This window comes from Streptomyces pluripotens (assembly GCF_000802245.2).
In the GTDB taxonomy this organism is placed as follows: Bacteria; Actinomycetota; Actinomycetes; order Streptomycetales; family Streptomycetaceae; genus Streptomyces; species Streptomyces pluripotens.
Window position 1 is genome coordinate 5,960,693 of record NZ_CP021080.1, and the last position, 26,559, is coordinate 5,987,251.

Genomic DNA, 26,559 nt, shown 5'->3' on the forward strand with positions numbered 1-26,559 from the left:
CCGTCAGGCGAGCAGTTCCACCTCCGCCAGTGTCGACTCGCCGTCCAGGACCAGGCGGTACTTCGAGTAGGTCCCGGGCGCGCCGATGGTGAAGGCACGGGTCTGACGGTCCCATCGGAACGCTTCACCGGAGCGGTGGTCCAGCGTCCGCCAAGTCGTGCCGTCCGCGGAGCCCTTCAGGGTCCAGCCGGTCGGAGCCTTCGTATGGTCCGCCGCCGAGGTCAGCGTGTACTGCACGGGCTTCACGGGCCCGCCGACCGGCAGGTCCACCGAGGCGACGGTCGCGCTGGTCGCCGACGTGTCGTCGAACAGGGCGCCGGCCCCCTTCAGGACGTCCGCGCGCGGGGTCGGTACCTTGTCGCCGTGGGTGAGGGAGACCGGGCCGGCGTTCTTGCCCGTGCCCCACGCGGACGGCTTGGCACCCATGGAGAACTCCAGCACCCCGCCCTTGGAGAGCAGCGAGTGCGGGAGCGAAGTGGACGTCCAGGGGCGGCCGTTGAAGGTCACCTTCTGTACGTAGACGTTCTTCGCACTGTTCCCCGGCGCCTTGACCACCAGGTCCCGGCCGTTCTCCAGGTGCACGGTCACCTTCTTGAACAGCGGGGAGCCGATGGTGTACTCACCGCTGCCCATGACGAGCGGATAGAAGCCGAGCGCGGAGAAGAGGTACCAACCCGACTGCTCACCGTTGTCCTCGTCGCCGTGATAGCCCTGCCCGATCTCGCTTCCGGTGTAGAGGCGGGAGAGCACCTCGCGCACGTACGCCTGGGCCTTCCACGGCTGTCCGGCCGCGTCGTACATGTAGATCACGTGGTGCGCGACCTGGTTGGAGTGGCCGTACATGCCCATCCGCACGTCCCGCGCCTCTGTCATCTCGTGGATCACACCACCGTAGGAACCGACGAAGTCCGGAGAGGCCGTCTCCGGGGTCGCGAAGTACGCGTCCAACTTGTCCGCGAGGCCTTGCCGACCGCCGTACAGGTTGGCCAGACCCCGGCTGTCCTGCGGGGCGGTGAAGGCGTAGCCCCAGCCGTTGGTCTCCGTGTAGTCGTAGCCCCATACCCGCGGGTCGTACGTCCCCGAGTCCACGCGCCAGTCGCCCGTGGCGTTCCGTCCCTGGAAGAATCCGACCTTGGAGTCGAACAGCTTCACGTAGTCCTGGGCCCGGTTGAGGAAGTACTCCGATTCCTCCCGGTAGCGATGCTCGCCCGTCTTCCGGTAGAGCGCCTGGCCCATCCTGGCGATGCCATAGTCGTTGACGTAGCCCTCCATCGCCCAGGACAGGCCCTCGTGCGTGTCCGTGGTGGTGTAGCCGAGGAAGGGCGAGGTGTTCATGCCCTTGCGGCCCACGCCCGGCGTGGGCGGGACGACGGTCGCGTTCTTCACGGCCGCGTCGTACGCCGCCTTCGCGTCGAACTTCACGCCTTTGACGTAGGCGTCGGCGAAAGCCACGTCCGAGGAGGTGCCGGTCATCAGGTCCGCGTAGCCCGGGGAGGACCAGCGGGAGGTCCAACCGCCGTCCTTGTACTGTTGGACGAACCCGTCCACCAAGTCGCCCGCTTGGGTAGGCGTCAGGAAGGAATACGCGGGCCAGGTGGTCCGATAGGTGTCCCAGAACCCGTTGTTGACGTACACCCTGCCGTTGACGATCTCGGCGCCGGTGTGGGTGGGGGTGTCCGGCCCCGACATGGGGGAGAAGGGGGAGGCGTAACGGTAGGTGTCACCGACCTTCTCGAAGCCGGAGTTGGGGTAGAGGTAGAGCCGGTACATGCCGGAGTACAGCGTGGTCAGCTGGTCCGGGGTCGCGCCCTGTACCTCGACCTTGCCGAGCAGCCGGTCCCAGACACGCCGGGCGTGCGCCTCGACCGCATCGAACGACGCGCCGTCCGGGATCTCCTGACGCAGGTTGTCCTTCGCCTGGTCGATGCTGATCAGCGAGGTGGCGAGCCGCAGGGTCACGGTATGGTCGGCGCCCGCGTCGAAGCGCAGGAAGCCCTTCACCCCGCTCGATCCGGCGTCCGTTGCCGGCTTGTCGAACTTGCCGTACACGAACAGCCGGGTGGCGCCGGCGGACAGGCCCGACTTCACGTCCGAGTAGCCGGTGACGACGGCGTGGTCTTTGTCGAGGGTCAGTCCCGCCTGCTCGGTGACGTTGTCGAACAGCACGCTCGCGTCGTCGCCGGGGTAGGTGAAGCGCAGCACCGCTGCATGGTCGGTCGGAGCCATCTCCGCCTTGAGGCCGTTCTCGAACCGTACCCCGTAGTAGTACGGGCGCGCGGTTTCGTTCTCGTGCCGGAAGGCCAGCTCCCGTGCCTTCCGGCCGGTGCCCGGGGTGCCGGCCGCGGCCGACGGCATCACCTGGAAGGTCTGCCGGTCGCCCATCCATGGGCTCGGTTCGTGGCTCGCGCTGAACGCCTGGATCGTGGGCAGGTTGTCGGCGTTGTTCGCCCGCGCGTACTCGTACAGCCAGCTCAGTGAGGAGGCGTTGGTCACCGGTGTCCAGAAGTTGAAACCGTGTGGCAGCGCCGTCGCCGGAAAGTCGTTGCCGCGCGAGAAGCTGCCGCTGGAGTTGGTGCCCCGGGTAGTCAGTACGTAGTCCGACAAATGCGCCTTTGGCTTGTCGGGTGCTACCGGCTTCAGTGAGACGTCGTCGATCCAGCCGCGGAACTTGGCCGGGCCGTCGGGGGAGTCGTACGCCACCAGTATCCGGTCGACCGTCTTGCCGGCCGCCACGGATCCGATCCGCGATGCCACGTTGTTCCACTGGTTGACGTACAGCGACTTCGACGCGCCCTGCCCGCGCGGGGACAGCGGGAACCCGTGCTGGTCCAACGCGCCGAGGTCGCTCAGGTAGGTGCCGTCGGTGAAGACCAGGTCGACGCAGACGTTCGTCGCGTCGTAGTCCCGGTCGCCGTCGGCCATCGAGGGGAAGACGCGGTAGGACAGCTGGGTGTTGCGGCCGACCTTGACGTTCACGTCGAAGACCTTGTTGTACGAGTAGGCCCGGCCGCCCGCCGTGTGCCTCCCGGCGTAACGCAGCGCCCGCTCGCCGGTGAAGCCCACCCGGGCCTTGGCCGTCGGGGAACCGCTCGGTCCCCGGTCGACGAGTGTCAGCATGTCCTGCGGTACCGGGCTGCTCGTGCCGCCCGTGGCGAACTGCACGTCGGCGATCTGCAGGATGTCCGAGGCGCCGTTGTTCTCCGTCACCTCCAGCCGGAAGTGCTGGTACTCGGCCGGTTCGGCGAGGTCGTAGGACTTGGTCTGGAACCGCTCGGAGAAGTGCTCGCCCGAGCGTGTGTCGATGGTCTTCCAGCTCTTGCCATCGGTGGATCCCTTGAGGGTCCAGTCCCGCGGGTCACGCCCGTCGTAGTCGTTGGCCGAGGTGAGGGCGTATGTCGCCAGCTTGATCGGTTTGTCCAGATCGAATTCCACCCAGCCGGTGGGCTCGAAGGTGAGCCACTTGGTCCCGGGCTCGCCGTCGACGAGGTTCTCCTTCACCTCGCCGGCGCCCGTGTTCTCGCCGCTCGCCCGGACCTCAGTGACATGGTCGTCCACATTGCCTGGAATTCCGGTGCTGTAGCCGCCGTCGACGCCCGAGGCGCGCTTGCTTCCGTCCGGTCCGCTGTCGACGGTATTCAGCCAGTCCGGCGCCGGATCCCCCGTCTCGAACGAGGATGCGAACTCCCGGTCGGCGGCTTGGCTCCTGACGGGCAGGGCGACCGCCGTACCTTGCGTGCCGACGGCCATGACGAAGGCGGCCGTAAGAACGACCGCCGGGCCCCATTTGTGTCGAGTTCTCCGCTGCATCTACGGATTTCCCCTCCTGCGACCGCGTGGACAACGTTGTCAGGATCAGTGCACGGGAACCAGTAGGGCGTCAAGTGGCCATTGATGTCAAGGGTGTTGGGCGTAGCGTTCGGGGACTTATGTCGCGACTTTTTCCGTCAGGCGGTGCACGGCGCGCTCAGATTCCCCTGAGGTCTCAACTCGGAAAAGACCCATCGCGAACCCTGCATTCGATCTTGCTCCGCTGGCGGGAAGTGGACTATACCTGTCGGCCATCAGCACAAGGCGCACCACGCCGGTGCCGATGGCACGAAGCACTTCCTGCACTACTCAGCTCGACCCGACAGCGGTGCCGGGGAGGATCCGGTTCACCGCCTGAGTCCTGGAGAAGGCGAGGACTTGAGCATGGGATCCACTTCCGACGAGAACCACGGTTCCGCAGGTGTCGGCCGCCGCGATCTGATCAAGCGGTCCGCGGCGCTCGGCCTGATCAGCGTGCCGACGATGAGTCTGCTCTCCGCCTGTGCCAGTGGCGGCGGGGGCGGCAGTTCGGACGGAAACGGCGCGCAGGGGCAGAAGTCCAAGGACAATCCCTTCGGCGCCAAGAAGGGCAGCAAGCTCGATGTCATGGTCTTCAAGGGCGGATACGGCGACGACTACGCCAAGGCGTGGGAGGCGGACTTCGACAAGAAGCTCGGCATCACCTCGACCCACACCGGCACCCAGGAGATCACCGGCAAGCTGCAGCCGCGGCTGAACGCCAGCAACCCGCCGGACATCGTGGACGACTCCGGCGCCCAGCAGATCAAGATCGACGTTCTCTACAAGAACGACGCCTTGCTCGACCTCTCCGAGGTCCTCGACGCGCCGTCGGTCGACGATCCGGGCACGAAGGTCCGCGACACCCTGATCCCTGGCACCCTCGACCCTGGTGTCCAGGAGGGCAAGGTCGTCGCCCTCAACTACATCTACACGGTGTGGGGCCTGTGGTACTCCGGCAAGCTCTTCCAGGAGAAGGGCTGGCAGGCACCGAAGACCTGGGACGACTTCCTGGCCATCTGCCAGGATGCCAAGAAGCAGGGCATCGGCGGCCTTGCCCACCAGGGCAAGTACCCGTACTACATCAACGTCGCCATCATGGACCTCATCGCCAAGAAGGGCGGCATCGACGCCGTCAAGGCGATCGACAACCTCGACCCGAAGGCCTTCGTCGGCTCCGACGCCGCCCAGGCGGGCATCGAGGCGATCTACGAGGTCGTCGAGAAGGGCCTGTTGATGCCCGGCACCAACGGCCTGACCCACACCGAGTCGCAGACCCGCTGGAACCAGTACAAAGCGGCGTTCATCACCTGCGGTTCCTGGCTGGAGAACGAGCAGCTCAAGCAGACGCCGGCCGACTTCGACATGAAGTTCCTGCCGATGCCGCTGCTGGCCGGCAGCAAGATGCCCTTCGAGGCGATCCGGGCCGGCTCCGGCGAGCCCTTCATCATTCCGGCGAAGGCCGGCAACCTGCCCGCGGCCAAGGAGTTCATGCGGCGCATGCTGTCTCGGGAGTGGTCGACGTTGTTCGCCAAGGAGGCGAATTCGCTGACCATCCTCAAGGACGGCGTCGATGCGAGCGTGAAGCTCCGCCCGGGCACGCAGTCCACGGTGGACGCGTCCAAGGCGGCCGGCTCGAACACGTTCCGGTTCCTGTACCCCGACTGGTACAGCGAGATGGACACGGCGATCCAGAACGCGTCCAATGAGCTCATGGCCAAGCGGATCCAGCCGAAGGAATGGCTGAAGAGGTGTCAGGCCGCCGTGGACAAGCAGGCGAAGGACCCGGCGTCGAAGAAGAACCACCACGACTGATTCCGCCAGGCCCCGCGGGGCGCGGAGTCTGGTTCCGCGCCCCGGCCGGGGCATTGGTGCTGACCGGAACTTCAGGGGCAGGTATGCGCAAAGGGCAGTACCGGTTCGTCGCGGGTTTTCTCTTCGTTCCCGTGGCGCTTTATGTGATCTTCGTGATCTGGCCGTACATCCAGACGTTCGGCTATTCACTGACCGACTGGAAGGGCCAGTCGCAGACCTTCGACTTCGTGGGTCTGGACAACTACAAGGCACTGCTCCGGGACGACGTATTCCTGGAGGCCATCTGGCACAACATCCTGTTCCTGGTCTTCATCCCGGTGATCACGATCCTGCTCGCCCTGTTCTTCGCCTTCATGCTGAACGCGGGCGGGCGCGGCAAGGCCGGCGGAGTGCAGGGGGTCGCCGGAGCCGCGTTCTACAAGATCGTCTACTTTTTCCCGCAAGTGCTGTCGCTGGCGATTCTCGCGGTGCTGTTCAACGCCGTGTACCGCAGCGACGGCGGGGGCCTGCTCAACGGCGCCCTGATCAAGGTCGGCTTGGTCGACGCGGACAATCCGGTGGAATGGCTGAACGAGCCGAACCTGGTGTTGTGGGCGCTGATGGTGGCCGTGGTCTGGCAGGGCGTCGGCTTCTATCTGGTGCTGTTCTCCGCCGCCATGCAGTCCATCCCCAAGGACGTATACGAGGCCGCCCTGATCGACGGGGCCAGCCGCAACCAGTCCTTCTTCCGCATCACCCTGCCGCTGCTGTGGGACACCGTGCAGACCGCCTGGGTCTACCTCGGTATCGTGGCCATGGACATGTTCGTACTGGTCTCCTCGATGACCCAGAACATGGGCGCGTACGGCGGCGGCCCCGACCACCACAGCGACGTGATGTCGACGGTGATGATGCGGAACTTCCTCTACTACGGGAAGAGCGGCTACGCCTGTGCCATGGGCGTGATCATGCTGCTGCTCACCCTTGTCCTGTCCGTGGTCACGCTGCGCGCCACTCGCCGCGAGCGCATCGAGTTCTGAGCGGAGCGACGAAGATGAGCGCACCCATCAAGGAGACCATCCCCGCCCCCGCCGGGCGGCCCGTGGCCCAGGCACCTGTCCGCCCTGGCGACCGGCGCGGCGAGGGCGTGGTCCTGAACGTCTTCTCGCACGGCTTCCTCGCCCTGTGGGCCCTGCTGATCGTGCTGCCGCTGCTGTGGCTGGTGCTCAGCTCCTTCAAGACCGACGCCCAGATCGGGGGCTCGGCCTTCGGCTGGCCGCACCACTGGTCCTTCGACGTCTTCAGCCGCGCCTGGCGCAAGGGCATTGGGGACTACTTCCTGAACACCCTGATCGTCCTGGTCTTCTCCGTGCCGCTGACCATGCTCTTCGGGTCGATGGCCGCGTACGTGCTGGCCCGCTACAGGTTCTGGGGCAACCGGCTGCTGTACTACTTCTTCGTGGCCGGTGCCATGTTCCCGGTGTTCCTCGCCCTCGTACCGCTGTTCTTCATGGTCAAGCGGCTGGACATGCTGAACACCTACCAGGGACTGATCCTGGTCTACGTCGCCTACTCGATGCCGTTCACGGTGTTCTTCATGCACGCCTTCTTCCGGACCCTGCCCACGGCGGTCTTCGAGGCGGCGGTCCTGGACGGGGCCTCGCACACCCGGGCCTTCTTCCAGGTGATGCTGCCGATGGCCAAGCCGGGTCTGATCAGCGTGGGCATCTTCAACACCCTGGGCCAGTGGAACCAGTTCATCCTGCCCACGGTCCTCATGCAGCCGCAGAGTGGATCCGACCCGGAGCGGTACGTCCTCACCCAGGGGCTCATCCAGCTGCAACAGCAGCAGGGCTACGCCTCCGACCTGCCCGTTCTGTTTGCGGGCGTGACGATCGCCATGATCCCCATGCTGGTCGTGTACCTGTCCTTCCAGCGTCAGGTCCAGGCGGGTCTGACCTCGGCCACCCTGAAGTAGCCAAGCGGTCGCGGAGCGCTGCCACAGCGCTCCGCGACCGTCCGTGCGCACGCCGTTCCGGATTCCGGGACGGCGTGCTCTTGTGTGTCCCGGGACCCGGAAACCATTCAACCTCTTGACGGAAGGCGACCCGAACAGCTCAGCTTAGAGTTCACTAGTTGGACATAGACGGGGTCCCGCCGAAGCGGCCCCGCGCTCAGGAGGTCGTTGTGGAGACTCCAGGGTCGCAGTCATCACTGCACCGAGCCAACCTGGAGCGGGTCGTACGGGCCGTGCGCTTGGCCGGATCCCTCACACAGGCGGAGATCGCGAGGACGACCGGTCTGTCCGCCGCGACCGTCTCGAATATCGTGCGGGAACTCAAGGACGGTGGAACCGTCGAGGTCAGGCCCACGTCGGCAGGAGGGCGACGGGCCCGCAGCGTCTCGTTGAGCGGTGACGCCGGCATCGTGATCGGTGTCGACTTCGGGCACACCCATCTGCGCGTCGCACTCGGGAACCTCGCTCATCAGGTGCTGGCCGAGGAGTCGGAGCCGCTGGATGTCGACGCCTCCGCCGCGCAAGGCTTCGACCGGGCCGAGGAGCTGGTCAGCCGGCTGATCGCGGCAACGGGGGTGGACCGGGCCAAGGTGGCTGGTGTGGGGCTCGGTGTGCCGGGTCCGATCGACGTGGAGTCGGGAACGCTGGGGTCCACCGCGATCCTGCCGGGCTGGGGCGGCACCAAACCCGCCGAAGAGCTGCGCGAGCGGCTCGGCGTGCCGGTGCACGTGGACAACGACGCCAACCTCGGTGCCCTCGGGGAATTGGTCTGGGGTAGCGGCAAGGGAGTGCGTGATCTTGCATACATCAAGGTCGCGAGCGGTGTCGGCGCCGGCCTGGTGATCGACGGGAAGATCTACCGGGGGCCCGGCGGCACCGCAGGCGAAATCGGGCATATTACACTCGATGAATCCGGCCCGGTCTGCCGCTGCGGCAACCGTGGGTGCCTGGAGACGTTCGCGGCGGCGCGCTACGTGCTGCCGCTGCTCCAGTCCAGTCATGGCAGCGATCTGACGATGGAGGGCGTCGTACGGCTGGCCAGGGACGGTGACCCGGGCTGCCGTCGGGTGATCGCCGACGTTGGCCGCCACATCGGCAGCGGAGTGGCCAATTTGTGCAATCTGCTGAACCCGAGCCGGGTGGTCCTCGGTGGTGATCTCGCCGAGGCCGGTGAGCTGGTGCTCGGGCCGATCAGGGAGTCCGTCGCCCGCTACGCCATCCCCAGCGCGGCGCGCCAACTGTCCATTCTTCCGGGGGCACTTGGGGGTCGCGCGGAGGTTCTCGGAGCGCTCGCCCTCGCGCTCAGTGAGATGGGTGATTCGACCCTTTTGGATGGGGTGCCCTCCGCGCCGACCCCTGCCTTCACTTAGAGAACGGATGGCACCGTTGCCATCTCGTTAAGGATTTACTTCTTGACGTCGCACGTGTGGCCGAGTTGACTTCCAGCCACCTCGGCCGCAGCGACGCGGCCTCGTCAGGGAGGTTTCTGAAGTGAACGCACGTATGCGTCGTGCCGCCGTTGCCGTTGCCGCCGGAGCGATGGCCGTCTCGCTGGCCGCCTGTGGGAGCGCCAAGGAGTCGAAGAGCAGCAGCGACAACTCTTCCTCCTCGTCGGCCAGCAAGGGCGACAACATCAAGGTCGGTCTGCTCCTGCCGGAGAACAAGACCGCCCGGTACGAGAAGTTCGACAGGCCGCTGATCGAGAAGAAGATCAAGGAGCTGACGAACGGCAAGGCGACCGTCCAGTACAACAACGCCCGCCAGGACGCCAACCTGCAGGCCCAGCAGGTCGACACCATGATCACCAACAAGGTGGACGTCCTGATCCTGGACGCGGTGGACGCCAAGGCCATCCAGAACTCCGTGCAGAAGGCCAAGGACGCCGGAATCAAGGTCGTCGCCTACGACCGCCTCGCCGAGGGCCCGATCAGCGCCTACACCTCGTTCGACAACGAGCAGGTCGGCAAGACCCAGGGTGAGGCCCTGCTGAAGGCGCTGGGCAGCAAGGCCACCAAGTCCACCAAGATCGTCATGGTCAACGGCTCGGTGACCGACCCGAACGCCGCCCAGTTCAAGAAGGGCGCGCACTCCGTCCTCGACGGCAAGGTCACCATCGCCAAGGAGTACGACACCAAGGAGTGGTCGCCGGACAACGCCAACTCCGAGATGGAGGCGGCGATCTCCGCGGTCGGCAAGGACAAGATCGCGGGAGTCTACTCCGCCAACGACGGCATGGCCGGCGGCATCATCACCGCCCTGAACGCCGCGGGCCTGAAGGTTCCGGTCACCGGCCAGGACGCCGAGCTGGCCGGCGTGCAGCGCATCGTCGCCGGTGAGCAGTACATGAGCGTCTACAAGCCGTACGCTCCGGAGGCCGACGCCGCCGCCGAGATGGCCGTCGCGCTCGCCCAGGGCAAGTCGCTGGACTCCGTCGCCAAGGACACGGTCTCCAGCAACTCCCAGAAGGACGTCCCCTCGGTCCTCGTCCCGGTCACCTCGCTGACCAAGGACAACATCAAGGACACCGTCATCAAGGACGGCGTCTACACCGTCGCCGACATCTGCACCGGCAAGTACAAGTCGGCCTGCGACAAGCTCGGCATCAAGTAAGCAGTCACGAGTCCCTTCCCTGCGGACGTTCACCCCTGAACTCGTCCGCAGGGAAGCCGGCTGACTGCCCACGGCTCCTCCGGCGCCCCGCGCAACCAGACAGCCCCGCAAGCTAGGCGCGGGGTGCCGGACGGAACTTCCCCCCAACTTCTGCACAACCTCCCGCCGGGTCAGGCGGCGAAGGAGATGGTTCACGTGTCCGCTACGCCCGTGCTGGCGTTGCGCGGGGTCTCCAAGCGGTTCGGTGCCGTTCAGGCGCTCACCGACGTAGAGCTTGAGGTCCACGCCGGTGAAGTGGTCGCCCTGGTGGGCGACAACGGCGCCGGAAAGTCCACGCTGGTCAAGACGATCGCCGGCGTGCACCCCATCGACGAGGGCGCCATCGAGTGGGACGGCAAGCCCGTGTCGATCAGCAGGCCGCACGATGCCCAGGCCCTGGGCATCGCGACGGTGTACCAGGATCTCGCGCTGTGCGACAACATCGACGTCGTCGGCAACCTCTTCCTCGGCCGTGAGCTGAAGAAGTGGGGCGTCCTGGACGAGGTCGAGATGGAGCGCCGCGCCCGCGAGCTGCTCACCACGCTGTCGATCCGCATCCCCAGCGTCCGCATCCCGATCGCTTCGCTCTCCGGCGGCCAGCGCCAGACCGTGGCCATCGCCCGCTCGATGCTGGGCGACCCCAAGCTGGTCATCCTCGACGAGCCCACCGCGGCCCTCGGCGTCGAGCAGACCGCCCAGGTCCTCGACCTCGTGGAGCGCCTGCGCGAGCGCGGTCACGCCGTCATCCTCATTAGCCACAACATGGCGGACGTGAAGGCCGTGGCCGACAAGGTCGCGGTCCTCCGCCTCGGCCGCAACAACGGCGTCTTCGAGGTCAAGACGACCTCGCAGGAGGAGATCATCTCCGCCATCACCGGCGCCACCGACAACGCCGTGACCCGCCGTGCGGCGCGCACGAACGGGGAGGCTTCCCAGTGAGCATCGACAAGACCTCTGAGAACCCCGGCAAGAAGCTCCACACGGACGGCAAGGCCGCCGAGAACCCCGAGGCGGCCGTCCCCTCGGCCGCAGCGGTCGACCCCCGGCTGCTCGTCCGCCAGGAGGGCGTCCTCGGCTACTGGGACGAGTTCAAGCGCAAGATGAAAGCCGGTGAACTGGGCTCCGTCCCGGTCGTCGTGGGCCTCGCGGTCATTTGCATCATCTTCCAGCTGCTGAACTCCAACTTCCTGTCCGCGCAGAACATCAGCGACATCACCGTCACGATGGTCGGTACGGGCATGATCTCGGTCGGCATCGTCTTCGTGCTGTTGCTCGGCGAGATCGACCTGTCGGTCGGCTCGGTCAGCGGTGCGGCCAGTGCCATCGCGGCTGTCCTCGCCGTCAACCAGGGCCTGCCCGAGTGGGCTGCGGTGCTCGTCGCCATCGCCGCGGGATGCGCCATCGGTGCTGTGCACGGCTTCTTCTTCGCCGTGCTCGGCGCCCCCGCCTTCGCCGTGACACTGGCCGGTCTGCTGTTCTGGCTCGGCTTCATGCTGAAGGTGCTGGGTCAGAACGGCACGATCAACCTCGACCCGGACGGTCTGATCGGCAAGCTGACCACGTACTTCTTCTCCGACGTGGCCGCCGCCTACGGTCTCGCCGCCGTCGTGGTCGTCGTGTTCTTCCTCTCCTCCTTCCTGGGCAACCGGCGTCGCGAGGCCGCGGGCGTCCCGTCCCGGCCGCTCAGCGACACGGTCCTGCGCACGGCCCTGCTGGCCATCGTCTCCTTCGCCGCCGCCTACATGTACAACCAGTACAAGGGCCTGCCGCTGGCCACGGTCGTCTTCCTGGCCTTCCTGATCGCCACGGACTTCGTGCTGCGGCGCACCCCCTACGGTAGGAAGGTCTTCGCCCTCGGCGGTAGCGTGGAGGCGTCCCGGCGTGCGGGTATCAACGTCACGGCGATGCGGATCTCCGTCTTCGGGATCTCCGGCGGTTTCGCCGCCATCGGCGGTCTGTTCCTGGCGTCGAAGATCGCCTCGGCCAACCAGAGCGCCGGCACCAATGACCTGCTGATGAACGCGATCGCCGCTGCGGTGATCGGTGGTACCTCGCTGTTCGGTGGCCGTGGGCGCACGTGGAACGCACTGCTCGGTGTACTGGTGATCGTGTCGATCCAGTACGGCCTGCAGTTGGAGTCCATCGCGGAACCGGTGAAGTACATGATCACGGCTGCCGTGTTGCTGACCACGGTCGTCATCGACTCCGTCACGCGTAAGACGCAGAAGACGGCCGGCCGGGCGTAACGCCCGGTCGTCGCAAGGGTGCCCCACGGGCCGCGGGCACCCACCAGCGCCCGGCACTGTGAAACGTGCCGGGCGCTGTCGTGTCCCGCAAAGTCGGAACATTAGACTCAACGGGCCCGGCAACAGCTCGATCAGCTCTTACTGCAAGGAGGCACGGGTGCCGCTGCTGACCCGCATCAGGGGACCGCGCGATCTGGACCGGCTCAGTCTTGAGGAGCTGGACCAGCTGGCAGAGGAGATCCGGACCTTCCTGGTGGACGCCGTCTCCAAGACCGGCGGCCACCTCGGACCCAATCTCGGTGTCGTGGAGCTGACCATCGCGCTGCACCGGGTCTTCGACTCACCCAAGGACAAGGTGCTGTGGGACACCGGCCACCAGTCCTACGTGCACAAGCTGCTCACCGGCCGGCGGGACTTCTCCCGGCTGAAGATGAAGGGCGGCCTGTCCGGCTACCCCTCGCAGGCCGAGTCCGAGCACGATGTCATCGAGAACAGCCACGCCTCCACGGTCCTCGGCTGGGCGGACGGCATCGCCAAGGCCAACCAGCTCAACAAGCGCGACAGCCATGTGGTCGCCGTCATCGGTGACGGTGCGCTCACCGGCGGCATGGCCTGGGAGGCGCTGAACAACATCGCCGATGCCAAGGACCGCCCGCTGGTCATCGTCGTCAACGACAACGAGCGGTCGTACGCCCCCACCATCGGCGGCCTCGCCAACCACCTGGCGACCCTGCGGACGACCGAGGGGTACGAGCGGTTCCTCGCCCGGACCAAGGAGGTCCTGGAACGGACCCCGGTGGTGGGCAAGCCGCTGTACGAGACCCTGCACGGGGCCAAGAAGGGCCTGAAGGACTTCATTGCACCGCAGGGCATGTTCGAGGACCTGGGGCTGAAGTACGTCGGTCCGATCGACGGCCACGACATCGAGGCGCTGGAGTCGGCGCTGGCCCGGGCCAAACGGTTCGGCGGGCCGGTCATCGTGCACTGCCTCACCGAGAAGGGCCGCGGGTACCAGCCCGCCCTGCAGGACGAGGCGGACCGCTTCCACGCCGTCGGCAAGATCCACCCGGACACGGGTCTGCCGGTCGCCTCCTCCGGCGCCGACTGGACCTCGGTGTTCGGCGAGGAGATGGTCAGGCTCGGCGAGGAACGCCAGGACATCGTGGCCATCACCGCCGCCATGCTCCAGCCGGTCGGCCTGGACAGGTTCGCCAAGCGGTTCCCCGAACGCGTGTACGACGTCGGGATCGCCGAGCAGCACGGCGCCGTCTCGGCGGCGGGGCTCGCGTACGGCGGGCTGCACCCGGTCTTCGCCGTGTACGCCACCTTCCTCAACCGCGCCTTCGACCAGGTCCTGATGGACGTGGCCCTGCACCGGTGCGGGGTGACCTTCGTACTGGACCGAGCCGGCGTCACCGGCACCGACGGCGCCTCCCACAACGGCATGTGGGACATGTCCATCCTCCAGGTGGTGCCCGGGCTGCGACTCGCTGCACCGCGCGACGCCGACCAGGTCCGCGCCCAGTTGCGTGAGGCCGTCGCCGTCGAGGACGCACCGACCGTGGTGCGCTTCTCCAAGGGCGCCGTCGGGCCCGCAGTGCCGGCCGTGGCGCGGATCGGCGGCATGGACGTGTTGCGCGAGTCGGGCACCGACAAACCGGACGTGCTCCTGGTCTCCGTGGGTGCCCTCGCCCCGATGTGTCTGGAGGTCGCCGACCTGCTCGACAAACAGGGCATTTCCGCCACGGTGGTCGACCCGCGCTGGGTCAAGCCCGTCGATGAGGCCATGGCCCCGTTGGCGGAACGCCACCGGGTCGTCGTCACCGTCGAGGACAACAGCCGCGCCGGCGGTGTCGGCTCCGCCATCGCCCAGGCCCTGCGCGACGCGGGTGTGGACGTGCCGCTGCGTGACTTCGGTATCCCGCCGCGCTTCCTGGACCACGCCTCCCGCGCCGAGGTGCTGGCCGAGATCGGGCTCACCGCGCCCGACATCGCCCGCCAGGTCACCGGACTGGTCTCCAAGCTCGACGGCCGCTTCGACCGTACGGCCGAAGCGGTCGACTCCGTGCAGCCCGCGCGCGACTAGGGCAGGCGCCCGTCCGGGCCGGTCCCGCCACTCCTCCAGGTGGCGGGACCGGCCTGTTTGCGTGAACCTGCCTGTGCCGGGGCATGCGCATCCCGACCTCGCGATCACGTCGGGCCGTGTCGAGGGCGACAAGCGTGGGAGGCAGGAACGTGAGCAGCACGCTCTTCAGGACGAAGAACGTCGAGCAGTCCATCCAGGACACCGAGGAACCGGAGCACGCGCTCAGGAAGTCCCTCTCCGCGCTCGACCTGACCGTCTTCGGTGTCGGCGTGATCATCGGCACCGGTATCTTCGTCCTCACCGGACAGGTCGCCAAGAACAGCGCCGGTCCAGCGGTGTCCCTGGCCTTCGTGGCGGCCGGTGTGGTCTGCGCCCTCGCCGCCCTGTGCTACGCCGAGTTCGCCTCCACGGTTCCGGTGGCCGGATCGGCGTACACCTTCAGCTACGCCTCCCTGGGCGAGCTGCCCGCCTGGATCATCGGCTGGGACCTGGTCCTGGAGTTCGCGCTCGGCACGGCGGTGGTTGCGGTCGGCTGGTCCGGCTACATCCGCTCCCTGCTGGACAACGCGGGCTGGCACCTGCCGGACTACCTGGCGGGCCGGGACAACGCCTCCGGTTTCGGCTTCGACATCCTCGCCGCCGCCCTGGTGCTGCTGCTCACCGCCATCCTCGTGCTCGGCATGAAGTTGTCGGCCCGGATCACCTCGCTGGTCGTTGCCATCAAGGTGGTCGTCGTTCTGATCGTGATCATCGCCGGTGCGTTCTTCATCACGGGCACCAACTACTCGCCGTTCATCCCGAAGGCCGAACCGGTGCCGGCGGGCGGCAGCCTCAAAGCGCCGCTCATCCAGCTGATGTTCGGTTGGGCACCGTCCAACTTCGGCGTGATGGGCATCTTCACCGCCGCCTCCGTGGTGTTCTTCGCGTTCATCGGCTTCGACATCGTGGCCACGGCCGCCGAGGAGACCCGTAACCCGCAGCGGGACATGCCACGCGGAATCCTCGGCTCACTCTTCATCTGTACGGTGCTCTACGTCGCCGTGGCCATCGTCGTCACCGGCATGGAGAAGTACACCAGGCTCTCGGTCGAGGCTCCGCTCGCCGACGCGTTCAAAGCGGTCGGGCACCCCTGGTTCGCGGGTGTGATCAGCTTCGGTGCGGTCATCGGCCTGACCACCGTGTGCATGATCCTGCTGCTCGGCCAGACCCGGGTGTTCTTCGCGATGAGCCGGGACGGACTGCTGCCGCGCTTCTTCTCCCGGGTGCACCCGCGCTTCAAGACCCCCCACCGGCCGACCATCCTGCTCGGTGTCATCATCGCGGCCATCGCCGGGTTCACCAGTCTGAGCCAGCTTGCCGAACTCGTGAACATCGGCACGCTGTTCGCATTCGTGGTGGTCGCGATCAGCGTGGTCATCCTCCGTCGGACCCGCCCCGACCTGCCCCGAGCCTTCCGCACGCCGTGGGTGCCGGTCATCCCGATCCTGTCGGTGTGCGCCTCGCTGTGGCTGATGCTCAACCTGCCCGCTGAGACCTGGCTGCGCTTCGCGATCTGGATGGTGATCGGGCTCTTCGTCTACTTCCTGTACGGCCGTACGCACAGCCAGCTGGCTGTGCGCGGGCAGACCCCGGCCGGGCAGGCTCCGCAGCCGCCCGCGGGCAACGCGCCCCAGCCCTAGGCCAGCGGACCACCAGGGAGCGAGGGACCGCAGGTCAGCGGGCCGTGACGTCGCGTATGCCGCATCCTCGTTGCCAGTGATCCTGACATTGGCAGGTGATCAGGCTTCGATGGTGTCGAAAATGAAGGTGGATCGGTCAGAAGACTGTATAATTCTAAGAAGAAGGCGGGGCCGGGAGAGGTCGGGTACCACCAGGTGCCGGAAGGCCCGCCACCCAAGGGGGCACCCATGCTGTACGAAGCCCAGACACGCGAGCTCATGAGCGAGCGCATGCGAGAAGCGGAGCGAGAACGCCTCGCGCGCGCGGTCCGCCTCCAGCACCGCGCCGAACGCGTCACCCAGCGCGCCCGCCGCGCCCTGAACGCCGTCGTCGTATGACGTCGACACCCCCCCTCCGTGCGGGCCGCCACCGGTGAATCCGGTGGCGGCCCGCTCCTGTTGTGCAGGACGGGCGCCGTACGGCACGCCTCCGCCGTACTCCGGCTGCCCTCGTACCCCATGCGGAGGCTGTCGGTGGTGGCTGCCATCAGGGGAGCTTGGTGGACCACAGCCCCGTCATCGCCGCAGCCCAGGCGCACCAGACCGGGGCCGTCGCGAACGTGTTGGCGGGGACCAGCTCATCGAGGCCCGACGGCAATCGGCCCGGTGCGGCCCGGTCGCGCGGCAGTCGGCGGTCACCCACCTGGAGTCTTGCGAGTCGTTTCCTCGCACCGGTGAGGCAGCCGGTTGTGAGGGGGCTGGTCACACCGGCCGGGCGCGGGGCTCAGTGGGACCGGGGGCAGACACGGGGGGACCCGCGGAGCCACGGGAGCCGCTCAGCCCAGAACGGCGCGAGGCCCCACTACCTCTGCCCCCAGTTCGGTCACCCGGCGCCGCAGCCCACGGTCAGCGGTGACCACGAGGCGGGGTCGACCGGGCTGGTCGGCGGTCAGTTCCACGATCCGGTCGTCGCCGCTGCCCGGCGCCGACTCGACCCGTACCCCCGGCACGGACGTCACTCCCCTGGCCGCGCCCTCGACCACGAGCACGATTTCCACCGGTCCCGCACTCCCCGGCAGCCCCTCACGCGCCAACCGGTCCCGGAGCCGCTCGGCGGCCCCCCTGCGGTCCCGCCACCAGCCGTCGGGCCGCGACCCGACGACGTTCGCACCGTCCACGAGGACCAGGAACAGGTTCGGGTCCGGTGTGTCCGGCGCCTTCGACGACCCGGGTGTTTCTGACATGTCGTTTGCGCTCGCTGTCGTTGACGGTGCTGCGGGAGCCTTCGCCCGGCCGGAGGCGAAGGCTCGGCGTGCGCAAACGGTACGTGATCGGCGTGTGCGACGGTATCCCCCGCTCCGGCACCGGTGCCGACGGTGCGGAGCGTTCTGAGAGAGCCCCGACTCTTGCGAGCCCGTGGTGGCGAGCGTGGTTGCGCGCCTGGGTTTCCGCGCCCGCGGTTCCGAGCTTGTGGCTCTGCGCCCTTCCGACGCGGTCCGACCCAGCTCGCCCCACCCTGCCCGGAGCCGCGGCCGGGGCCGGAATCGGGGTCCAGAGCGAACCGGCTTAAAGTGAACCGGTGAACGGCGACTGGCTCATCCGCGGCCGAGACGGCCGGCTCAGTGTCTACCAGCTATCGGGCGACGCGGTCCTGTGCCGCTCGGAGCGTGGTCGCGGCGGCGCCTGGACCGCCCCGCGCACAGTGGGCGGCGAACAGAAGTTGCACCCGGTCCTGGGGATCGGCCAGGGCATCGACGGCTATGCCCACCTGGTCTCCTGGCGGCCCATGACCAACGGTGAGTCGGGACTGGTGCACTCCGCCCACTTCCGCCCACATCTGGGGGCCCTGGACTGGAACCCGGTCGGCCACCCGCGCGGGCAGGGCAGGCGGACCGGCGCACCCGCGGTCGCCGTCGACGCCCAGGGCCGCGCCCACGTCTTCGTCCCCGGCGAGGACGGCACGGTGAGTCTGCTCGCCCAGAAGGAGAAGGGCGGCTGGGAGCCCTGGCGGGAGCTCAAGGGAAGCTCCGTACAGGACTGCCTGGCAGCGGCGACGGGAGAGTCCGGCCGGGTCGAGCTGTACGCCACCGTGCCCGACGGAATCCTCCACTGGCGCCAGCAGGAGCCGGGCGCCCAGCCGGTCCTGCAGGAGGCCCTGCAGACTCAGGTCCGCCCGGGAACCCTGTACGCCCTCGCCACGTCAGCCGACAGCACGACCGTCTTCTACACCGACGTCTCCGGCGACCTGTGCGCCTGGCGTCCCGGAGACGAACCGGCCGTTGTCGTCGCTTCGGCGGGGCCCGGCCCGGTCTCGGCGGTGCGCTGCGACATCGACGGCCACGACTGCACGTTGCTCGCCCAGCGCTCGGCGAGCGGCCGGGTCGCGTTCGCCGCGTATCCGACCGAGCTGGAGTCGGCGGGCGCGTGGTGGACGGAGTCCGGTCCGCAACTGTCTCTGGACGCGACGGTGTCCCTCACGACCGACGACAACGGCCGGGTGGTGGCGGCGACGTCGTCCCCGTCAACCGGCCAGCTCCTGCTGACCGCACGGAAGGACGAGCCGGGGCTGGCACTGGAGGCGTGGCGGCAGGTCTGACCGTGCCCGACCGGACCGTGCCCGGCGATGCGGAAGGGTCTCCGCTGGCCGTCCGGCAAACGGCTCGCTGGTCATCCGGGCGGATTCCTGGGAGCGCTGCGACACGGAGGGTGCGACGGCGCTCCTAGGCTGAGCTGGTGAGTACCTGGACGAGCTGCTCGACGGTGGGTGCGCCGGCGAGGCCGTCCGGTGTCGCGTAGACCCGGCAGGTCAGGCCGTAGGCCTGGGCTGGGGAAGGGAACGGGTCGTGTCCACCGATGCGGATCGTGGGTGATCCGGGGAAGCGCAGGGCCTGGGCTTCCCGGTCGGTCCGGACAGCGCGCAGGTGGATCTCCAGGTCGGCGTGGCCTGCGGCCTTGAGGGCCTGCCTGAGCCGTTCCCGTGCCAGGTGCCAGTTCGGGCAGCCCACGAAGTAGAGCAGTTCGATGTCCACCGCTCCATGGTCCCTCGGGGCGTCAGACAGCAGGGTGGAACAGAGTTGGTACAGGTGCTGGGCCGGGGCGTCCCGGCCGGGGGCCTGCGGGGCGGCTGTTGAGCTCGGCCGCGGTAGCGCCGAGACGCTCGCGGCTGTGGACCGGCGGGTCGGCGCCCTCGGGGACGTACTGTCGCCGCAGGTCGTTGGTCTTCTGCGCGGGACGGGGCTGTGCCTCCCGCTCACGGGCCGACTTCTTGCGTCCCGGTGGTGTCCGGATCTCGCGGGTTTTGAAGACCATCGCATCCCCGCAGGCCGGGTGCTGCAATGACCGTGAGAACTCGAACGGAAGGGACCCCGCGGCGGGGCCCCTTCCGTCACCGGGTATCAGGCGGGAATGCTCGCCACGCCCGGAGCCAGGAACTTCTTGCCGTTCACGCGTTCGGAGACACCTTCACGGTCCAGGTACGGGGTGATGCCGCCCAGGTGGAAGGGCCAGCCGGCACCCGTGATCAGGCACAGGTCGATGTCCTGTGCCTCGGCGACGACGCCCTCGTCGAGCATGAGCCCGATCTCGCGCGCCACGGCGTCGAGGACCCGAGCCCGGACCTGGTCCTCGGTCAGTACGACGTCGCCCTGCTTGAGCAGCGCGGCGACCTCCGGGTCCAGTTCGGGCTTGCCGCTGTCGTAGACGTAGAAGCCCCGCTTGCCCGCCTCCACGACCGCCTTGAGGTTCGCGGAGACCTTGAAACGGTCTGGGAAGGCCCGGTTGAGGGTCTCCGACACGTGCAGGCCGATTGCCGGGCCGACCAGCTCCAGCAGGACCAGCGGGGACATCGGCAGACCGAGCGGCTCGACCGCCTTCTCGGCGACCTCGACCGGGGTGCCCTCGTCGATGACGTTCTGGATCTCGCCCATGAACCGGGTCAGGATGCGGTTCACCACGAAAGCCGGGGCGTCCTTGACCAGGACCGCGGTCTTCTTCAGCTTCTTGGCCACCGCGAAGGCGGTCGCCAGCGAGGCGTCGTCGGTCTTCTCACCGCGGACGATCTCCAGCAGCGGGAGGACGGCGACCGGGTTGAAGAAGTGGAAGCCGACGACCCGCTCGGGGTGCCTCAACTTCGACGCCATCTCCGTCACCGACAGGGACGAGGTGTTGGTCGCGAGGATGGCGTGTGCCGGGGCGACCGCCTCGACCTCCGCGAACACCTGCTGCTTGACGCCCATCTCCTCGAAGACCGCCTCGATGACGAAGTCGGCGTCCGAGAAGCCCTCAGCCTTGTCCAGGACACCGGTGACCAGCGCCTTGAGGCGGTTGGCCTTGTCCTGGTTGATCCGGCCCTTGCCGAGCAGCTTGTCGATCTCGGCGTGGACGTAGCCCACACCCTTGTCGATGCGCTCCTGGTCGATGTCGGTCAGTACGACCGGCACCTCCAGGCGGCGCAGGAACAGCAGGGCGAGCTGCGAGGCCATCAGACCCGCGCCGACGACACCGACCTTGGTGACCGGCCGGGCCAGGTTCTTGTCCGGGGCGCCGGCGGGACGCTTGCCGCGCTTCTGGACGAGGTTGAACGCGTAGATGCCGGCGCGCAGTTCGCCACCCATGATCAGGTCGGCGAGCGCCTGGTCCTCGGCGTCGTAACCCTGCTGCAGGTCGCCGTCCTTGGCGGCGGCAATGATGTCCAGGGCGCGGTAGGCGGCCGGGGCCGCGCCGTGCACCTTGGAGTCCGCGATGAAACGACCCTTGGCGACGGCCTGGTCCCAGCCCTCGCCGCGGTCGATCACCGGGCGCTCGACCTCGACGTCGCCCGTGAGCACCCGGGCGGTCCACAGCAGCGACTGCTCCAGGAAGTCGGCGCCCTCGAAGATCGCGTCGGCGATGCCGAGGTCGAAGACCTGCTGCCCCTTGAGTTGCTTGTTCTGGTTGAGGCTGTTCTCGATGATCACCGAGACGGCCTTGTCGGCGCCGATCAGGTTCGGCAGCAGCGTGCAGCCGCCCCAGCCGGGTACCAGGCCGAGGAAGACCTCAGGCAGCGAGAACGCCGGGATCGCCTTGGAGACGGTCCGGTATGTGCAGTGCAGGCCGACCTCGACACCGCCGCCCATCGCCGCGCCGTTGTAGTACGCGAAGGTCGGGACCGCGAGACCCGCGAGGCGCTTGAACACCTCGTGGCCGCCCTTGCCGATGGCGAGCGCGTGCTCGTGTTCCTTCAGCAGTTCCACGCCCTTGAGGTCGGCGCCGACTGCGAAGATGAACGGTTTGCCGGTGATGCCGGCGCCGACGATCTCACCTTCGGCCGCCTCCTTCTCCACCTGGTCGATCGCGGTATTGAGGTTCGCGAGCGAGGCGGGGCCGAAGGTGGTCGGCTTGGTGTGGTCCAGACCGTTGTCCAGCGTGATTAGTGCGAAACGCCCGGCGCCGGACGGCAGGTCGAAGTGGCGCACGTGTGCGCTGGTGACGACCTCGTCGGGGAACAGGCCCGAGGCCTGCTGCAGAAGCTCGGCGGTGGTGCTCACTTGTCCCCCTCGAAGTGCGGGTTCTCCCAGATGACCGTCGCGCCCATGCCGAAGCCGACGCACATGGTGGTCAGGCCGTAGCGGACGTTCGGCTGCTCCTCGAACTGGCGGGCCAGCTGCGTCATCAGGCGGACGCCGGAGGAGGCCAGCGGGTGGCCGAAGGCGATGGCGCCACCGTACTGGTTGACGCGCTCGTCGTCGGTGATGCCGTAGTGGTCGAGGAAGGCCAGCACCTGGACGGCGAAAGCTTCGTTGATCTCGAACAGGCCGATGTCGGAGATGGACAGGCCCGCCTTGGCGAGGGCCTTCTCCGTGGCCGGGATCGGGCCGTAGCCCATGACCTCCGGCTCGACGCCCGCGAAGGCGTACGAGACGAGGCGCATCTTGACGGGCAGGCCATGCTCACGGGCGAAGTCCTCGCTCGCGATGATGGACGCGGTGGCACCGTCGTTGAGACCGGCCGCGTTGCCCGCAGTGACCCGACCGTGGACGCGGAACGGCGTCTTCAGGCCCGCCAGGTTCTCCAGGGTCGTGCCGGGACGCATCGGCTCGTCGGCGGTGACCAGACCCCAGCCGGTCTCGCCGCCCTCGGGGTTGGTGCGGCGCACCGAGATCGGCACCAGGTCCTGCTGGATCTTGCCGTTGGCGTACGCCTTGGCGGCCCTCTCCTGCGACCGCACCGCGTACTCGTCGGCGCGCAGCTTGGTGATCTGCGGGTAGCGGTCGTGCAGGTTCTCCGCGGTCATGCCCATGAACAGGGCGGACTCGTCCACCAGCTTCTCACTGACGAAGCGCGGGTTCGGGTCCACGCCCTCACCCATGGGGTGACGGCCCATGTGCTCGACGCCGCCGGCGATGACGGCGTCGTAGGCACCGAAGGCGATCGACCCGGCGGTGGTGGTCACGGCGGTCAGGGCGCCGGCGCACATGCGGTCGATCGAGTAGCCCGGGACGGACTGGGGCAGACCCGCGAGGATGCCGGCCGTGCGGCCGAGGGTCAGGCCCTGGTCGCCGATCTGCGTGGTCGCGGCGACGGCGACCTCGTCGATCTTCTTGGGGTCCAGGCCGGGATTGCGGCGCAGCAGCTCCCGGATCGCCTTCACGACGAGGTCGTCGGCGCGGGTCTCGTGGTAGATGCCCTTCGGGCCCGCCTTGCCGAACGGGGTGCGGACGCCGTCAACGAAGACGACGTCCCTGACGGTACGAGGCACGATGGCTCTCCTCCAGGGTGCGGGATGGCACGGCTGCGATGCGCTGAGCGCGCGCTCAGAACCCATGCTACTTATGAGTAACGTAGCTGCCCAGTCCTGCCGGGGGGAGCGGTGAACGTCACACCTGCTGTGGCGCCGCGAACCACCTGTCCGGCGGTGCCGGAGGCGATGCGCAAGGCTCCGGCACCCGGCCCGCTCCCCGTGCAGAAGGCGCTCCGGGGCGTGGAGGAGCGCGGGTCCCCGCGCGCCACCCGCCCGCCACCCTGCGTGGCCCTACGAGCCGGCCGGTCCTCCTCGCCCGTGCCCCCTGAACGTCGTTCCGGGGGCCCCGAGGGCGTGCCGGTCGCTGCCGGTAGGGCTCCGTGTGTCCGCCGTGCGTCCTATGCCGTCCCGGGATCTTGGCGTGATTTCGACGCCCCGTACCCGCTTCCGCGGTCCCGGCTCATCGCTCGAGATGGCTCAGGCCCCGGTCGTGGCGAGCGCGGTCACCAGCACGGGGGTGACCAGTTCGACCTGCCACGGCCGAGCCCCGTAGCCCGCCAGTGCGGCCCCCACCGACCCGGCGTCCACCACGGCGGGCGGCTCCCAGCAGACCCGCCGCACGGTGTCCGGCGAGGCCAGGTTCTCCTGAGGCATATGGAGCTGCTCAGCGAGGGCCGAGACCCCGGCCCGGGCAGCGGACAGCCGGGCCGCGGCTGCGGGGTCCTTGTCTGCCCAGGCCCGAGGAGGCGGCGGCCCGGTCACGGGCTGTCCCGGCTGTGGCAGCGCACTGTCGGGAAGGGCCTTGGCCCGGTCCACGGCCGCCTGCCACTGCTCCAGTTGCCGTCGTCCCGTTCGGTTGCTGAACCCGTTCAGCGCGGCGAGCGCATGCACGTTTCCGGGCAGGGAGAGCGCGGCCTCCACGATGGCCGCGTCGCTCAGCACCTTGCCCGGTGACACGTCCCGCCGCTGCGCGATCCGGTCCCGTGTCTGCCACAGCTCCCTCACGACGGCGAGTTGCCGGCGCCGTCGTACCTTGTGCATCCCGGACGTCCGGCGCCAGGGATCCTTCCTCGGTTCGGTCGGCGGCGCGGCCGCGATGGCGCTGAACTCCTCCAGGGCCCACTCCAGCTTGCCCTGCCGGTCCAGCTCCTTCTCCAGGGCGTCGCGCAGGTCGACGAGGAGTTCGACGTCCAGGGCCGCGTAGCGCAGCCACGGCTCGGGCAGCGGTCGGGTGGACCAGTCGACGGCGGAGTGGCCCTTCTCCAGGACGTAGCCGAGGACACCCTCGACCATCGCGCCCAGGCCCACACGGGGGAACCCGGCGAGTCGGCCGGCCAGCTCGGTGTCGAAGAGCCCGGTCGGGACCATGCCTATCTCGCGCAGGCAGGGGAGGTCCTGGGTGGCCGCGTGCAGCACCCACTCGACGCCGGACAGGGCCTCGCCGAGTCCCGAGAGGTCGGGGCAGGCGACGGGGTCGATCAACGCGGTACCGGCACCCGCGCGGCGCAGCTGAACCAGGTAGGCGCGCTGGCCGTAGCGGTAGCCGGAGGCGCGCTCGGCGTCCACGGCCACGGGGCCGGTGCCGGCGGCGAAGGCGGTGATCACCTCAGTGAGGGCCGGTCCGTCGGCGATCACGGGTGGAATGCCCTCGCGGGGTTCGAGCAAGGGAACCGGTGCCCCCGGCACAGAAGATCCGGCGTCATCAGGAGGAGTGCCTCCCCTGGGGCGCAGGGAACTGTCTGCTGCGGTGTCTTGGGCGTCGGTCACCTGTCAAGGGTATCCGTGTGGGGAAGGCGCTCGCCGACGGAACGTTCCGTCGGCGAGCGCCGGAGGGGCGTAAACCAGTCAGCGAACGGTCAGCACGGTGACACCCCCGGTTCACGCGGGCGGGCGTGGCGGCCGTGTCGCGGGGGCGTCAGTGGATGATCCCGGTACGCAGGGCCACGGCCACCATGCCGGCCCGGTCGCCCGTGCCGAGCTTGCGGGCGATCCGGGCGAGGTGGCTCTTCACGGTGAGGGCGGACAGGCCCATGGAGACGCCGATCGCCTTGTTCGACTGGCCCTCCGCGACCAGTCGCAGCACCTCCACTTCGCGCCCGGACAGCTCTCGGTAGCCGCCCGGGTGGCTCGGGGCACCCGGGGGGCGGCGGTGCATCCGGGCGGCGGCACCGAGGGGGGCGGCGCCGGGCCGGGTGGGCAGGCCGATGTTGGTGCGGGTGCCGGTGACGACATAGCCCTTGACGCCGCCGGCCAGGGCGTTGCGGACCGCTCCGATGTCGTCGGCGGCGGACAGGGCCAGTCCGTTGGGCCAGCCCGCGGCGCGGGTCTCGGACAGTAGGGTCAGGCCGGAGCCGTCGGGCAGGTGGACGTCGGCGACACAGATGTCGCGCGGGTTGCCGATGCGGGGACGAGCCTCCGCGATGGACGAGGCCTCGATGACATCGCGCACGCCGAGCGCCCACAGGTGGCGGGTGACGGTGGAGCGGACGCGCGGGTCGGCCACGACCACCATGGCGGTCGGCTTGTTCGGGCGGTAGGCGACCAGGCTTGCGGGTTGCTCAAGGAGAACGGACACCAGGCCTCCTGGGTGGGGGGACGGGGCCGGCTTGTGGGGATGAAGCCGGGACGAACCGTGCTTTCAAGGTCACAGTCGTCTTCGGCAGCTGACTGGTCCGCCTTTAGAGAATGATCACGATCTAGTGAGTAACAATCTGCGCAATTCGGACGCGCGATCGATCACCCGAAGATCGAGTCGGTTCAAGCAGATGCGATTCGAGTACAGAAAGTGGCCGTATCGACAAAGAGATGGTCAACAGGGCCCTCATGTGGATGACGTAGCCGCACTCCGGCGCTCAGCTCACCGGGACTTCGGGTCCCTGCGCTGCGGCAGGGTCACCACCGAGGCGTCCCCGGGACCAGCCGGCGGCAGCCCCGCCACTTGGGCCAGTAGATCGCACCAGGAGGCCAGGTGGGCGGCGGTGTCCGGAACCCCTCCCAGGCCCTCGCGGGGCGTCCAGGAGGCGCGGATCTCGATCTGCGAGGCCGGCGGGCGCTCGGCCAGACCGCCGAAGTAGTGGGAACTCGCGCGCGTGACCGTACCGCTCGGCTCGCCGTACCCGAGGCCACGCACCTGCAGCGCGCCGGTCAGCCACGACCAGCACACCTCGGGCAGCAGCGGATCGGCCGCCATCTCCGGCTCCAGCTCCGCCCGCACCAGCGTCACCAGCCGGAAGGTGCCCCGCCAGGCGTCGTGCCCCGCCGGATCGTGCAGCAGCACCAGCCGTCCGTCGGCCAGCTCCTGCTCGCCGTCGACCACCACCGCCTCCAGCGCGTACGCGTGCGGGGCGAGCCGCCGTGGGGCGGGCGTCGGCTCCACCTCGACCTGCGGCCGTACCCGTGCGGTCCGCAGTGCGTCGACCGCAGCCCGGAACGCGGGCGGCAGTGCACTGCCCGCCCGCCCCCCGGCGGTGTCCTTCGCGTCGTCCATTCCGTCAGCGCCGTCCGACAGTCGTCCCTGAGCCCCAGCCATGCGGGGAAGAGTAAGGGGAACCGCGCCGGTGCGCAGG

At 68.5% G+C, this 26,559-nt stretch carries 20 protein-coding genes; 11 read left to right on the forward strand and 9 right to left on the reverse strand.

Annotation, left to right across the window (positions count from 1 at the left end; translation table 11 throughout):
* Window positions 1-3: 3 nt before the first annotated feature.
* Window positions 4-3,807 (reverse strand): GH92 family glycosyl hydrolase, encoded by a 3,804-nt coding sequence (locus LK06_RS26525; RefSeq protein WP_234367513.1) that lies wholly within the window; start codon window positions 3,805-3,807, stop codon window positions 4-6.
* Between the two features lie 384 nt (window positions 3,808-4,191).
* Between LK06_RS26525 and ngcE the strand changes: the two genes are divergently transcribed.
* The 10 genes from ngcE to LK06_RS33450 all read left to right on the forward strand — a co-directional run bounded on the left by ngcE (window position 4,192) and on the right by LK06_RS33450 (window position 16,674).
* On the forward strand, window positions 4,192-5,640 hold the full coding sequence (ngcE, locus tag LK06_RS26530; RefSeq protein ID WP_039648021.1) for an N-acetylglucosamine/diacetylchitobiose ABC transporter substrate-binding protein: 1,449 nt from the start codon (window positions 4,192-4,194) through the stop codon (window positions 5,638-5,640).
* A gap of 83 nt (window positions 5,641-5,723) precedes the next feature.
* Window positions 5,724-6,659 (forward strand): carbohydrate ABC transporter permease, encoded by a 936-nt coding sequence (locus LK06_RS26535; RefSeq protein WP_039648019.1) that lies wholly within the window; start codon window positions 5,724-5,726, stop codon window positions 6,657-6,659.
* Window positions 6,660-6,673: 14 nt separating this feature from the next.
* Window positions 6,674-7,597: a carbohydrate ABC transporter permease gene (locus tag LK06_RS26540; RefSeq protein ID WP_039648017.1), complete on the forward strand. Its 924-nt coding sequence runs from the start codon at window positions 6,674-6,676 to the stop codon at window positions 7,595-7,597.
* A gap of 209 nt (window positions 7,598-7,806) precedes the next feature.
* The gene (locus LK06_RS26545) at window positions 7,807-9,006 is read left to right on the forward strand and encodes an ROK family transcriptional regulator (RefSeq protein WP_039648015.1); all 1,200 of its coding nucleotides are present in this window, start codon (window positions 7,807-7,809) and stop codon (window positions 9,004-9,006) included.
* A 133-nt stretch (window positions 9,007-9,139) separates the two neighbouring features.
* The gene (locus tag LK06_RS26550) at window positions 9,140-10,246 is read left to right on the forward strand and encodes a sugar ABC transporter substrate-binding protein (protein ID WP_039648013.1); all 1,107 of its coding nucleotides are present in this window, start codon (window positions 9,140-9,142) and stop codon (window positions 10,244-10,246) included.
* 186 nt (window positions 10,247-10,432) lie between these two features.
* Window positions 10,433-11,224, forward strand: a complete 792-nt coding sequence (locus LK06_RS26555) for an ATP-binding cassette domain-containing protein (RefSeq protein ID WP_039648011.1) — start codon at window positions 10,433-10,435, stop codon at window positions 11,222-11,224.
* Entirely contained in the window at window positions 11,221-12,531 is a 1,311-nt protein-coding gene (locus LK06_RS26560) for a sugar ABC transporter permease (protein WP_039648009.1), read from the forward strand. The genes LK06_RS26555 and LK06_RS26560 overlap by 4 nt, the downstream gene beginning before the upstream one ends.
* 157 nt (window positions 12,532-12,688) lie before the next feature.
* Window positions 12,689-14,617: a 1-deoxy-D-xylulose-5-phosphate synthase gene (gene dxs, locus LK06_RS26565; protein ID WP_039648008.1), complete on the forward strand. Its 1,929-nt coding sequence runs from the start codon at window positions 12,689-12,691 to the stop codon at window positions 14,615-14,617.
* A gap of 149 nt (window positions 14,618-14,766) precedes the next feature.
* Window positions 14,767-16,296, forward strand: a complete 1,530-nt coding sequence (locus LK06_RS26570) for an amino acid permease (RefSeq protein ID WP_039648006.1) — start codon at window positions 14,767-14,769, stop codon at window positions 16,294-16,296.
* 228 nt (window positions 16,297-16,524) lie between these two features.
* On the forward strand, window positions 16,525-16,674 hold the full coding sequence (locus tag LK06_RS33450) for a hypothetical protein (protein ID WP_159025042.1): 150 nt from the start codon (window positions 16,525-16,527) through the stop codon (window positions 16,672-16,674).
* Between the two features lie 148 nt (window positions 16,675-16,822).
* Here the strand turns inward: LK06_RS33450 and LK06_RS33455 are convergent, their stop codons facing one another.
* Window positions 16,823-16,978: a hypothetical protein gene (locus LK06_RS33455; RefSeq protein WP_159025342.1), complete on the reverse strand. Its 156-nt coding sequence runs from the start codon at window positions 16,976-16,978 to the stop codon at window positions 16,823-16,825.
* Between the two features lie 133 nt (window positions 16,979-17,111).
* On the reverse strand, window positions 17,112-17,519 hold the full coding sequence (locus LK06_RS26580) for a PIN domain-containing protein (protein WP_043405177.1): 408 nt from the start codon (window positions 17,517-17,519) through the stop codon (window positions 17,112-17,114).
* Between the two features lie 335 nt (window positions 17,520-17,854).
* Between LK06_RS26580 and LK06_RS26585 the strand changes: the two genes are divergently transcribed.
* The gene (locus LK06_RS26585) at window positions 17,855-18,871 is read left to right on the forward strand and encodes a DUF8189 domain-containing protein (RefSeq protein ID WP_039647999.1); all 1,017 of its coding nucleotides are present in this window, start codon (window positions 17,855-17,857) and stop codon (window positions 18,869-18,871) included.
* 124 nt (window positions 18,872-18,995) lie between these two features.
* Here LK06_RS26585 and LK06_RS26590 read toward each other — a convergent pair whose 3' ends face one another.
* From LK06_RS26590 to LK06_RS26615, 6 genes are all read right to left on the reverse strand, one after another.
* Window positions 18,996-19,304 carry a DF family (seleno)protein gene (locus tag LK06_RS26590; protein WP_039647998.1) on the reverse strand — a complete coding sequence of 103 codons (309 nt, stop codon included), beginning with the start codon at window positions 19,302-19,304 and terminating at the stop codon, window positions 18,996-18,998.
* A gap of 366 nt (window positions 19,305-19,670) precedes the next feature.
* The gene (locus tag LK06_RS26595; protein WP_039647997.1) at window positions 19,671-21,800 is read right to left on the reverse strand and encodes a 3-hydroxyacyl-CoA dehydrogenase NAD-binding domain-containing protein; all 2,130 of its coding nucleotides are present in this window, start codon (window positions 21,798-21,800) and stop codon (window positions 19,671-19,673) included.
* Window positions 21,797-23,011, reverse strand: a complete 1,215-nt coding sequence (locus LK06_RS26600) for a thiolase family protein (RefSeq protein ID WP_043433361.1) — start codon at window positions 23,009-23,011, stop codon at window positions 21,797-21,799. The genes LK06_RS26595 and LK06_RS26600 overlap by 4 nt, the downstream gene beginning before the upstream one ends.
* Window positions 23,012-23,470: 459 nt before the next feature.
* Window positions 23,471-24,760 carry a ribonuclease D gene (locus tag LK06_RS26605; RefSeq protein ID WP_071659121.1) on the reverse strand — a complete coding sequence of 430 codons (1,290 nt, stop codon included), beginning with the start codon at window positions 24,758-24,760 and terminating at the stop codon, window positions 23,471-23,473.
* Between the two features lie 148 nt (window positions 24,761-24,908).
* Complete coding sequence (locus LK06_RS26610) at window positions 24,909-25,568, reverse strand: response regulator transcription factor (RefSeq protein ID WP_030777669.1); 660 nt, start codon at window positions 25,566-25,568, stop codon at window positions 24,909-24,911.
* Window positions 25,569-25,850: 282 nt separating this feature from the next.
* The gene (locus LK06_RS26615) at window positions 25,851-26,522 is read right to left on the reverse strand and encodes a DUF3000 domain-containing protein (RefSeq protein ID WP_071659122.1); all 672 of its coding nucleotides are present in this window, start codon (window positions 26,520-26,522) and stop codon (window positions 25,851-25,853) included.
* Between the last annotated feature and the right edge of the window lie 37 nt (window positions 26,523-26,559).

Bases quoted from the DNA above. Each gene is read 5' to 3' on its own strand.
- LK06_RS26525 (WP_234367513.1), bottom strand. From the start codon at position 3,807: ATGCAGCGGAGAACTCGACACAAATGGGGCCCGGCGGTCGTTCTTACG.
- LK06_RS26580 (WP_043405177.1), bottom strand. From the start codon at position 17,519: ATGTCAGAAACACCCGGGTCGTCGAAGGCGCCGGACACACCGGACCCG.
- LK06_RS26550 (WP_039648013.1), top strand. From the start codon at position 9,140: ATGCGTCGTGCCGCCGTTGCCGTTGCCGCCGGAGCGATGGCCGTCTCG.
- LK06_RS26615 (WP_071659122.1), bottom strand. From the start codon at position 26,522: ATGGCTGGGGCTCAGGGACGACTGTCGGACGGCGCTGACGGAATGGAC.
- LK06_RS26540 (WP_039648017.1), top strand. From the start codon at position 6,674: ATGAGCGCACCCATCAAGGAGACCATCCCCGCCCCCGCCGGGCGGCCC.
- LK06_RS33450 (WP_159025042.1), top strand. From the start codon at position 16,525: ATGCTGTACGAAGCCCAGACACGCGAGCTCATGAGCGAGCGCATGCGA.
- LK06_RS26535 (WP_039648019.1), top strand. From the start codon at position 5,724: ATGCGCAAAGGGCAGTACCGGTTCGTCGCGGGTTTTCTCTTCGTTCCC.
- LK06_RS26555 (WP_039648011.1), top strand. From the start codon at position 10,433: ATGGTTCACGTGTCCGCTACGCCCGTGCTGGCGTTGCGCGGGGTCTCC.
- ngcE (WP_039648021.1), top strand. From the start codon at position 4,192: ATGGGATCCACTTCCGACGAGAACCACGGTTCCGCAGGTGTCGGCCGC.